The organism is Allopontixanthobacter sp., assembly GCF_034376665.1.
GTDB lineage: Bacteria > Pseudomonadota > Alphaproteobacteria > Sphingomonadales > Sphingomonadaceae > Allopontixanthobacter.
This window is the reverse complement of sequence record NZ_JAXMJI010000082.1, coordinates 1-11,300: the sequence shown is the minus strand read 5'-3', so window position 1 is coordinate 11,300 and position 11,300 is coordinate 1. Positions and strand designations below refer to the sequence as shown.

The following is an 11,300-nucleotide window of genomic DNA, read 5'->3' as shown; positions in this document are numbered from 1 at the left end:
CGGCGCAGATCGCCAATGCCTATGCCGATCAGATGGTGTCGAATGATTTCCTCGACAAAAGCGAAACCTCGGCCAGGGCAGAACAATATCTGGCTCAGGAACTGGCCGATGCGAAAGCCAAGCTGCAGGATTCCGAAAACGCCATGCTGGCCTATGCCCGCAACGCGGATATTACCGCTTCGGTGGTTCCGGCAACCGGCACCGACCAGAGCGGTTCCTTGCGTGCACAGCAATTGGCGCAATTGAGCAGCGCACTTGCCAATGCCACGGCGACGCGGATCGAAGCCGAGCAGAATTGGCGGCAGGTGCAAAGTGTTCCGGCCATGGCCTTGCCCGAAGTCCAGCAAAACGATGCCATTCAGGACATGATATCGGAACGCGCCACCCTCAATGCCGAGATCGCCGATCAGCGGGAACGCTATACCAGTGAATATCCCGGCGTCACTGCGGCGACGGCGAAAGTCCAGGCGATCGACAGTCAGATCGCCAGGCTCTCCGAAGACATCAAAAGCGCTGCTCGGGGGCGCTATACCGCGGCTGCTCAGGCAGAACGCCAATTGCGCGGCAGCATCGCACAACTTCGCGGTTCGGCGATGGCAGAGCGTGAGAGAGGCGTCACCTACAACGCCCTGCAACGCGAAGTGGATACCAACCGGGCGTTTTATGACGGGCTGCTCCAGCGCTACCAGTCGGTGGCAGCAGCCTCGGGTGCGCCCGGCCAGAATATCCAGGTGGTGGACCGCGCCGAGCCTCCGCTCGAGCCGAGTTCGCCCAATCTGGTCACCAATCTGGCACTTTCGGGAATCCTTGGCTTGATCGGTGCTCTCGGAGCAGGCCTGCTGCGTGAACGCTCCTCCACCATGGTCCGCTCTGCCAGCGACGCGGAGAACTATCTCGGCGTCAAGTCGCTGGGTGCGATTCCCGCATTCGGCAAGCGGGACAATCAGGACAGTGCCATTCTGGATCCGCGATCACCGCAATCAGAAGCCTACTACTCTGCTGCGGTGGCGCTTCACCGGATGATCGGCAGCGAAGCTCACAAGCGAGTGCTCATTACCAGCAGCACTCCGGGCGAAGGCAAGTCGACTTCCTCCATCGGGATTACGCGCAGTCTCGCAGCCATGGGCAAGCGGGTCCTGCTCGTCGATGGTGACCTGCGCCGGCCATCGCTGGGCATGATGCTGGGACAGCCGCTCGGAACCGGTCTGGGGGAAGTCCTTGCAGGAAAGACCAGTTCATTGGAATCGGTGCACAGGCTTGAATCCTACGGGTTCGACCTGATCACCTCCGGCAACGCCGAATCCGATCCGGTTACCTTGCTGTCTGCCGGCAATCTTGACCGGGTACTGGCGGAGCTTACCGAACGCTACGACATGGTCGTGATTGACGGTCCGCCAGTAATGGGCATCGCGGATTCGGTGCTGATTGCCGAACATATGGATGCGGGTGTCTTCGTGATCGAAGCGAACAGCAAGGACGTCGAGGAGCTTGAGGTCGCTATCGGGCGGCTGCCGGAAGATTTGCCGATCGGATCGATCGTCACCAAGTTCGATGCCCGGGTAGCCGGCGTGAAATACGGCCGCCAAAGCTATTACCGGTACTGAATCGGGGCCGACCTGACGCGTTTGTTCATCAGGTCGGCGCATGTCGCTCCGTCAGGTTTCGGGACGCGAAGCGCGCGGCGCGGCGCGGAAAAACGTTCCCCGCCGAACTGAGCTGATCGTCCGGCGAATCGTGTTGAACGGATGCTTCTGCAGCTTTGTGGTCGTGGTTCCGCTGCGTTGCCAGTCCTGGATGGCGGCCGAGGCAGGAGCAAGCTCGATCTGTCGGCAGTCCGCGCGATTGCGGTACCAATCGGATAGCGAATCCAAGGTGTGGCGCAGGTCGAACGAGGTGATTACCTTGTGATCACCGTCGATCCCGATCGGCGCTTTCAGGGCCAGGCCCACTCCGGCGTCCAACATGGCATCGAGATTATGTTGCCGGTCGTCGAGCATCACCACCTTGTCACGCTTTTGCCACGAGACGCGTTCGATTAACGGCAAGGCGAAGCTTTTCAGAAGACCGCGCTTGATCGCTTCCCTGATCTGTCCAGCGTCCACGGCGGCCTGAAAAAGATCCTCTGCGGCGATCAGCTTTACATAAAGGCTTGGCCGGATTCCGGCCAATTGCAGAATTCGCCGTGCCTCGCGGCGCGATCTGTGAGTCACGAAAAACATGGTCTGGCGCCACTTGAGGAGCGACCGATCCAGATTTTTATGCAGAAAAAAAATCTGGCTTGAAGCCGGCTCTTGCCGCTCGGCTTCGAATATCACGACCCCATCTATATCGACTAGCAAGACTGGAGACATGCCTACTACTTCCACAATTCCTGACCCTGGCTTTCCAACCACATTGAGAATTTTTTGAAGCCGGGATTTTCCAGGCTCCACGGGTAATAATCAATTGTGCGGTTCAGATATATATCCGGAACCAGGGAATGTAGTTCCCGGGAATCGTGCTTTGTCCCCCAGGAAATCACGGCCACTCTGACGGATGCCGCTCCGTCAGCGAGCAGCCGCTCGCGCACGAAAGCGGCAGTCGATCCACTGTCCACGCAATCATCGATTATCACCACATTCTGCCCGAATACATCCCCGGTCTGTGCAGCCCAATCCGTGCATTCAACCTCACTAAACCAGTTGTCGAACTGCGCCTTCAACATTCGCAAAGGTTTGAACTGCATTGCCTTGGGGAACAGCTTCAAGATCACCCGCAGATAGTCGAAACGCTGCTTCAACCGGCTGCCCTTGCGCCGAACCTTTATGATTTCGCAGGCGATTCCGGCTTCCTCGGCGGCCACAAGGGCAGGCAGCGTTCCGCCGTTGGCAAGGCCAATAGCGAAATCGGGCCGCGGGGTCAGGTTCCTGATCCTTTTGCCCAGATTGCAGGACAGATCGACCGCTTCTTCAATGGTCAGGTAAACCTTTGGCCGTCTGCGGTCCTCAAGCGATTGCCTGGAACCATTCGCAGTGTCTTCCGGATTCAATTCACTCACGGTCTCACTGGCCCCCCTCCGTTCCGGTCCGCGAATCTGACGGGGGCAGAATGTCCACGGATCGCCAGTTGGCATCTGCGCTGCCGCCAACCATAACGCCTGTCCTTCAATAAACGGTACCCCGTCTGCTTAGCACATTCCAGTGATAGGAGCAGAAAACCCATCATTATCAATCCGCTTCCTTAGCATCGGATGACTTCGATCGCAAAAATGGCAATCGGCTTCGAAGAAGCTGCTCGAGCCATTTCCCGTCTGCGCCAAGCAGGCCTCGCAATCCGAACCATATCAGAGCCGCAAGCAGCAGCCCCACCAGCAAGCCGATTCCCAGGACGACGGGGTCACTCCACCCTTGCAATCGGGCAGCGGTCACTGCCGCCCAGATCAGCAGGCTATACCCGCAGGCAATCAGGATGTGACGCAGATGAACGGCGATGACCTTACGTGTTGGCACCTTGGTGATTGCTAGGGCAAGATTGGTCATGATGAGGAAATTGAGCATGACGGCGGTGCTAACCCCGACTGCCACGCCGGCAAGGCCCCATCGGTACCCGGCGAATGTCCCTGCGGCGACCGCAGCGGCATAGATCCATTGCCGCCACGCGCGCTGATACATCGATCCCATCGCCAGGCTTATCGAATCGCTGATCTTGTAACTTGTCCGGAACAAAAGGCTGAGAACGAGGATCTGGAACGGCACGATCATTTCCTGCCACTTTTCACCGAAGAGCGTCATCACCAGTTCCGGCGCGATGACCACGAGCAGGCCCGTCGCCGGCAAGGTCAGCATGGCAACCTGGCCCAGCGCCCGAAGGTAAGCGCGGGAAACCCGCTCGGGTTCATTCTGGATCGAAGCGATCGAGGGGAACAGCACCTTGGCCGTTGCCGTGCCGAACAGCTGGGCAGGCAGCATCAGGAACTGATAGGCGCGGTTGTAATAGCCGAGAGAGGTCGCGCCCAGCATCCGGCCGACGATGAGGTAGTCGATTTGCCGGGCCACGAAGTTACCGACCTGGCCTACCATGAATCCGGCCCCGGTCGTCACCAGCTCGCGCGTCCCCTCGCGCGGCCAGAGCCCGATTTTCGGGGGATGTGCGAACAACAAAGCCACCAGTTTGACGACGCACTGGACGAAATAGCCGATCGCGAGCGACCACGCGCCATAACCCGATTGCGCGAGCGGGAGCGCAACAAAGCCAAATCCCGCCAGAAAAGAACCCAGTTCGATAAGACCCATTGCGCGAAACCGCCTGGCTCTCTGGATCAGGGATTCGGCGATGATGGAGACCGCGTTGATCACCAGTACCAACGAGAGGAATTCGACGTAGGGAACGAGCTTGTCCATCTCGAACAAGCGGGCAGAAAGCGGCGCGGTGAAATAGATCAGCAGGCTCGCGCCAATTCCCATCAGGATCGAAATGGCAAATGCGCTCTTCTCGATGCCCGGCGTCAAAGTGAGCCGCTGGACCAGCACCCGCGCTACCCCGATTTCGCTGAGCACCGTGGTCACGCTGATAATCACCATCGCAGCCGCAATGATTCCGAAGTCCTCCGGATCAAGTGTTCGTGTGAGAATGATCAGGATGATCGTTCGCAGGATGATATTCGCGCCGATGGCGAAGGATTGCCAGGCTATCCCGTCAACCGCCTCGTGCGTCAGGGATCTTCGCTTCATGAAACATCCCGCTGTGCGCCGACGCCCACTACGGGGCGACGCGCCTCTTCCCATGCCGCGGCATAGCGTTCCATGCTCCCCTTGCTGGAAAACCGATCGGAAATGAGTGCGCGTACCCGCTCGCGCCGCAGCTCTACCGCCGCTTCGCTTTCGCCGAGAATGCTCGCTGCTGCCCTGGCAAGTGCCTCCCGGTTAGCGGGATCGACGATCATCCCGATCTGCTCATCGGGCACCAGCTCGGCAATGCCTTCGGTCGGGGAAATTATGATCGCACATCCGCACCACATGGCCTCCTTGACAACATTGGGCAATCGTTCGGACGCCTTGGTGGACAGCAGCAGAAACAGCTGCGCGCCCTGAAGCAATTCGAAAACCTGCGACCGATCGACATGGCCCATGAATTGAACGGCGTGACGGCATCCCAGTTCCGCGGCCAGATCTTCCAGCTTCGAACGTTCTGGACCTTCGCCGCAAATGCGCAGCCGGAGTTCGGGGCGCGAGGCCCGCGTATCCGCGAACAGCCGAATGACCGCGCCCACATTCTTGGCTGCGACCAGCGCCGAGACACTGATCCAGACATCGGGATCGCGCCGGACATCGCCGGCTGGCGGGACCAGGGGTATTCCGCGGTGGATTATGCGGATCGCCTTGCCGGGCGCGCTCTTGCCCTCCAGATAGGGGCGATTGGCTTCGGTATGGGAAAAGAGCACCACTGCCGATTCGGCCGCAGTCTCGACCAGAAAATCGTCCGCGACCAGATCATAAGCCCCCACGAACGCGGATCGCACCGGCGGTGCCTTCGTGTCTGCCAGGACATCCAGTACAAGCGACGCGTGCCGCGACCAGAACAGATGGACCACGTCGCTGCCGCTCTCCTCGATCTCCTCGACGATTTCGAAGATTCTCGGCAGACACAGGATCGCAACCGATGCCGCCGCGGCGTTCCGAGGCATTGCCCGCACACATTTCCCGAGCAGCCGCACCACCTGCCGGCGCCAGCGCCACAGCAACGCCGGCCATCGCCAGACACGGCTCAGTGCCGGGCGATATATCTTCAGATCATTCTTCAGTTCGGACGTTTCGTGGCTGGACACGCCCTTTTTCGGCGGCGGCTTGATCGTGTGGACGATCACCTCATGGCCAAGCTCTTGCAGGGCTGCGATATCGGACACCGCGAAGGTCTGCGTGGGAACCGGGAATTGCGAAAACAGGTAGCTGATCTTCATCGCGCGGTGTCGGCAACTTTCCCGCGGATCATCGCGATTTTGCGGGAGACCAGGTCGTTACCGTCTCTCCCCTCATGCCTTTGAAGATACCCAGCTGGGTGGCAAATATCGCGAGCAGCACGTCACCGAGCTTGGCAAATAATCGGTGCGATGTCCGGGTCAAGGCGAACAAGATTGCAGCTGCTGCCGCGGTGCCAACAGCCGCCCAAACGAGCGAATAGGCCGCAATCGCAGCGAGCGCGAAGACGACGGCCAGAACCAGGTTCGCTCCGCCAAACCAGCGCAGCAGTTTGCGTGAGCCATATTTGAACCGGTCGATCGGCCGCATGGTGCGCAGTTGCGAACGCAGGTGCAGATGGGTGTGATAGGACCGTGCCCCGATCCTGATCTTGCGGCGGAGTTCGTCGCTCCGCTCCGCCACGCTGTTTTCGAAGGCCAGCACATCCGGCGCCTTGATCAGGCGGTAGCCAGCAAAAATCACGCTCATGGATACGGTGAAATCATCCAGCACACTGTCCGGAAAGGCCGGATAAAGCGCGTTCCTGATGCTGAACAGCGATCCGTCGGCACCCATGACATTCCCGGTCTGCGATTCCAGCGTTCGCAGCTTTTCATCCAGGCGCCAATAGAGTGACCCCACCTCCGCGGTGGCGCTCCCCTCCTCGTCGGCATAGCACAATGTCCCGCACACCCCGCCGACCTTGTTATCGCTGTAATAGGGCAGCAATCGGTCCACTGCGTCCTCGGCGAGGATCACGTTGGCATCGGTGAATATCAGGATTTCGCCGGCTGCAAGGCTGGCTAGATGCTTCATTCCGCTTGCCTTGCCGGACCTTCCGGAGCCGGGAACGAATGTCAGGATATCGCTGGCGGCGGCGAGCAGCCGGGCTGTTTCGTCACTCGAACCATCGTCGAACGCAAGTATTTCGAGATCGGGATGCCGCGCCTTTAGCAGCCGCAGATTGTGCAGCTTGGCTGGAAGCGAGGCACCCTCGTTATAAGCGCAGAACAGCAGCGAGACCCGTTTCCTGACTGCCCGATGTTCCACCGGACGTACCGGAAAAAAGCGCAGGAATACGGGGTAAATGATATAGGGATAGATCAGCAGTACGAAGAAGAATATCGAAACACCCGCCAGAACGCCAACCAACATTTTGCGTGTATGCCTCGAACCTTCGCCAAGAGAATCATCGCAATACACCCATTCCCTGCGTTGCTCAAATCAACTCTGTTGTGGTCAGAGCAACACAGGGGGAGGACGCCTGGGGCCGGTCGCTCAGTCCCTCGGCCAGGAGGGACGCTGAGTGGTCCGGTCCAGCAGGCTCGCTGTTCCAGGATAGACATGGTTTGCCAGTTCCAGCGAAACCGGCGAGGTTACTCCGCCCGGTGCATACACACCCACGTTCCAGTAACTGTCCCCCGCGCTGTGGCCGATCGAAGCCTTGGGAACGTCCACGACCATTACGTTATCGACCCACACCCGCAGCCGGCCAGCGGTTGGGTGAAGCACGATATTATACACGACATCGTGGACTTCGTCGAAGCTCAGCGGCGCTTCGTATCGCACCGATCCTGCGTTATCGAACTCGCCGCGGGTCGTGATGCGGAAGCGGCCATCATCCTTGCGGCGGAATGCCAGGGCAGGGGAGCCTCCGACTTTCGAACCCATGTGGATCTGGCCGAAAACTATGCCATAGGTCGAAAGCATACCTTGCGGATCGGCCCATGCGTGCTGGAGCGTCGAAAACCCACCCCACAGCGAAACGCCTTGCGCCAACCTGGTCGGGTCGCCGTAAACGCTCCCGCTCAGCTCGGACCGCCGCTTGTCGACCTTCGTTTCGGACGCCGGATCGCTTTTACGGACTTCGAACCGGAGCCTTTTCCACTCGGCGCTCCGCTGAATGGAGTGCTGCTGATCGGCATATTTGGTAGCCACAGAGTTTACCCGCCACTGGCGACCGTTCCAACCGATCTGCGCAGGAGTATAGGTCGGCGAAGTCGTGACGATATAATCCGAAGTTGGAAGCGGCTCGGCATTCGAAACCGTGTCGGTCGAACTGTCTACGGGCGCCGTCAGATCGGGACTCGTTTCGGAAATCGGATCAGATAGGACAGGCTCCTGCTTGACGTTCTTTCGCTGGGTTGTGTCACGAGTCGAGCCACTGGCATCGATCTTCAACATGCGCGGACCGGCAATCGCCACCGACGCGCTCATACAACCAACCACAATTATCGCGCAGATGCTGCCCGAAACAACTTTTTTCATTTTTTTTCCCGACCCTTCACGTTCGCCCCAGTAGAGATTCGCAGTTTGAGGTTACTTTCAGCTGAATTGGAATGGTAAACGGCCGCTAACCCTGCCCAATTGGGCGCGCTCGGTTGCGCTTATTGTCCCGCCATTCCTCGGGCCAGCTCGGCCGCTGGAGGCCGCGAACCTCGCAGCCTTTTGCACCATTGCGTACGATCGTGAAAAGGCGATTGCGACCAGTTGGGGTATGTTCGTGGCCGGACTGACCAATCTGGCCAGACCGGCAACTGCCCGCCAAATTCACGCCTCTGTCAGTCGCGGAAAATCGGTTGCCGGCGGAACCCGGCAAAGGTGTCCGATATTCCTGCCTGGTGCGGCGGGATCGCAGCAGGCCGCGCAAACCTGCGGCTGCTGTGATCCTGCTCCCCTCTTCCATCAACGCGTTCAGTCTCCTATGCGCTGTTGAACTGCGCTCTGGGTGGCCAGAGTGAACAGACTGCACAGCGACAGCCGGAGCACCCATGCGCGCGACCCCCGATTTCGATTTTGCCCTTGGCGAGAATGCGGACATGATCCGCGAAAGCACCGCCCGTTTCGCCGATGACGTGATCGCGCCGCTCGCCGAACGGGTCGACCGCGAAGACTGGTTCCCGCAGGAATTATGGCCCCAGATGGGTGCGCTGGGCCTACACGGAATTACCGTGGCCGAAGAAGACGGCGGGCTCGGGCTCGGATATCTGGAACATGTCATCGCAGTAGAGGAAGTCAGCCGGGCCAGCGCCTCTGTCGGCCTGTCTTACGGCGCGCATTCCAATTTATGCGTCAACCAGATCAGCCGCTGGGGCAATGCGGAGCAGAAGGCCAAGTACCTGCCGAAACTGGTCAGCGGGGACCATGTCGGATCGCTGGCAATGAGCGAAGCGGGCTCCGGCTCCGATGTCGTTTCGATGAAATTACGGGCGGAGGCGGTGCAGGGCGGTTACGTCCTCAACGGTACCAAATTCTGGATCACCAATGCGGCCTATGCCGATACGCTGGTGGTCTATGCCAAGACCGGGCCCAAGGAAGACAAAGCCAGCCGGGGCATTACCGCGTTCCTGATTGAAAAGGACATGTCCGGTTTCAGCATCGGTCAAAAGATTGACAAGATGGGTATGCGCGGTTCGCCGACGGCCGAGCTGGTGTTCGACAATTGCGAAGTGCCGGAAGAAAACGTGATGGGCCCGCTCCACGGCGGGGTCGGCGTGCTGATGAGCGGCCTCGATTACGAACGCGTGGTGCTGTCCGGCATCCAGCTCGGCATCATGCAGGCTTGTCTCGACACGGTAATCCCGTACCTGCGGGAACGGCACCAATTCGGCAAGCCGATCGGCAGTTTCCAGCTGATGCAGGCAAAGGTGGCCGACATGTATGTCGCGCTGCAATCGGCGCGGGCCTATACCTATGCGGTGGCGAAGGCGTGTGATGCGGGCCAGACGACGCGGTTCGACGCGGCAGGCGTAATCCTGCTGTCGAGCGAGAACGCCTTCCGGGTGGCTGCGGAAAGTGTCCAGGCGCTGGGCGGGGCCGGTTATACCAAGGATTGGCCGGTCGAGCGGTATCTGCGCGATGCGAAATTGCTCGATATCGGCGCGGGGACAAACGAGATCCGCCGGATGCTGATCGGCCGCGAACTGATCGGTGCCGAGCGGTGAGCGACGGTGTCGTAACGGCCCTCCAATATTACGGCGCGGGGTCCGGACTGATTGCCGCGCTGATCGTGTCTCTCAATCTTGGGACGCGGCCGACCGGCTGGGGCTTCGTGATTTTCGTCACCAGTTCCCTGTCACTCATCGCCTGGGGGTTTTTGGGCGAGGATAGCGAGGGAATCGGGTGGCAGAACGTCGGATTGCTGGCGATCAATGTGGTCGGTGTGTACCGCTACCTCTTCACCAAGCCCAAAAATGCCGACAAGAGCGAACCGGAATGACCGCACCTACCCTGACCACCAAGCTCGACCGGGAAAGCCCGGAAGCAAAGGCGCGGTTTGCGCATAACAAGGGGCTGGCGGACGAATTGCGCGCGCGCGTGGCCGAGGCCGCGCTGGGAGGCAGCGAAAAATCCCGCGAGCGCCATGTCGCGCGCGGCAAGCTGCTGCCGCGGGAGCGGGTGGAGCGGCTGCTCGATCCCGGCTCGCCGTTTCTCGAGATCGGCCAACTGGCGGCGAACGGGATGTATGAAGGCGACGTCAACGGCGCTTCCATGATCGCCGGGATCGGCCGCGTGTCCGGACGGCAGGTGATGATCGCCTGCAACGACCCGACGGTGAAGGGCGGCAGCTATTACCCGATGACCGTCAAGAAGCACCTCCGGGCGCAGGAAATCGCGCAGGAAAACCGCCTGCCGTGCATCTATCTGGTCGACAGCGGCGGAGCCAATCTGCCCTATCAGGACGAAGTGTTTCCCGACCGCGATCACTTCGGACGTATCTTCTACAACCAGGCGCAGATGAGCAGCCGCGGCATTCCGCAGATCGCCTGCGTGATGGGCAGCTGCACAGCGGGCGGAGCCTATGTCCCGGCGATGAGCGACGAGAGCGTGATCGTGCGCGAACAGGGCACGATTTTCCTCGCCGGGCCGCCGCTGGTGAAAGCCGCGACGGGGGAGGAGATTTCCGCAGAAGATTTGGGCGGCGGCGATCTTCATGCGAAGAAAAGCGGCGTCGTCGATCATCTGGCGGAAAATGACGAACACGCGCTGACGATCGTGCGCGATATTATCTCGCACTGCTCCCCCGCGCAGGCGGGGGCCCAGCGTGGACCGGGCCAGGGGATCAAAGACCCGCGCCCACCCAAATTCGATGCTGAGGATTTGTACGCGATCATCCCCGACGATGTCCGCGCGCCCTATGACGTGCACGAGGTAATTGCGCGGCTGGTGGACGGCAGCGAATTTCATGAATTCAAGGCGCTTTACGGCAGCACATTGGTGTGCGGATTCGCGCATATCTGGGGAATGCCGGTGGCGATCCTCGCCAATAACGGGGTGCTGTTTTCCGAAAGCGCCGTGAAGGGGGCGCATTTCATCGAGCTCGCCTGCCAGCGCGGCATTCCGCTGCTGTTCCTGCAGAATATCTCC

General features: G+C 60.0%; 10 protein-coding genes. 4 read left to right on the top strand and 6 right to left on the bottom strand.

What is annotated here, in order from left to right; genetic code table 11:
* A partial coding sequence (locus U0988_RS08870; protein ID WP_322292264.1) for a GumC family protein occupies positions 1–1,604 on the top strand: 1,604 nt, incomplete at its 5' end.
* A 51-nt stretch (positions 1,605–1,655) separates the two neighbouring features.
* Here the strand turns inward: U0988_RS08870 and U0988_RS08865 are convergent.
* The 6 genes from U0988_RS08865 to U0988_RS08840 all read right to left on the bottom strand — a co-directional run bounded on the left by U0988_RS08865 (position 1,656) and on the right by U0988_RS08840 (position 8,201).
* Positions 1,656–2,432: a hypothetical protein gene (locus U0988_RS08865; RefSeq protein ID WP_322292263.1), complete on the bottom strand. Its 777-nt coding sequence runs from the start codon at positions 2,430–2,432 to the stop codon at positions 1,656–1,658.
* Positions 2,357–3,037, bottom strand: coding sequence for a phosphoribosyltransferase (locus U0988_RS08860; RefSeq protein ID WP_322292262.1), 681 nt, complete (start codon positions 3,035–3,037; stop codon positions 2,357–2,359). The genes U0988_RS08865 and U0988_RS08860 overlap by 76 nt, the downstream gene beginning before the upstream one ends.
* Before the next feature lie 169 nt (positions 3,038–3,206).
* Complete coding sequence (locus U0988_RS08855; RefSeq protein ID WP_322292261.1) at positions 3,207–4,709, bottom strand: lipopolysaccharide biosynthesis protein; 1,503 nt, start codon at positions 4,707–4,709, stop codon at positions 3,207–3,209.
* Positions 4,706–5,935 (bottom strand): glycosyltransferase family 4 protein, encoded by a 1,230-nt coding sequence (locus tag U0988_RS08850; protein ID WP_322292260.1) that lies wholly within the window; start codon positions 5,933–5,935, stop codon positions 4,706–4,708. The genes U0988_RS08855 and U0988_RS08850 overlap by 4 nt, the downstream gene beginning before the upstream one ends.
* 28 nt (positions 5,936–5,963) lie before the next feature.
* Positions 5,964–7,088: a glycosyltransferase gene (locus U0988_RS08845; protein WP_322292259.1), complete on the bottom strand. Its 1,125-nt coding sequence runs from the start codon at positions 7,086–7,088 to the stop codon at positions 5,964–5,966.
* Between the two features lie 123 nt (positions 7,089–7,211).
* Entirely contained in the window at positions 7,212–8,201 is a 990-nt protein-coding gene (locus tag U0988_RS08840; protein ID WP_322292258.1) for a heparin lyase I family protein, read from the bottom strand.
* 503 nt (positions 8,202–8,704) lie between these two features.
* Between U0988_RS08840 and U0988_RS08835 the strand changes: the two genes are divergently transcribed.
* The 3 genes from U0988_RS08835 to U0988_RS08825 all read left to right on the top strand — a co-directional run.
* Positions 8,705–9,877, top strand: coding sequence for an isovaleryl-CoA dehydrogenase (locus U0988_RS08835; protein WP_322292257.1), 1,173 nt, complete (start codon positions 8,705–8,707; stop codon positions 9,875–9,877).
* Positions 9,874–10,152: a hypothetical protein gene (locus tag U0988_RS08830; protein WP_322292256.1), complete on the top strand. Its 279-nt coding sequence runs from the start codon at positions 9,874–9,876 to the stop codon at positions 10,150–10,152. The genes U0988_RS08835 and U0988_RS08830 overlap by 4 nt, the downstream gene beginning before the upstream one ends.
* Positions 10,149–11,300: carboxyl transferase domain-containing protein (locus U0988_RS08825; protein ID WP_322292255.1), on the top strand; the 1,152-nt coding region annotated here is incomplete at its 3' end. The genes U0988_RS08830 and U0988_RS08825, both read left to right, overlap by 4 nt.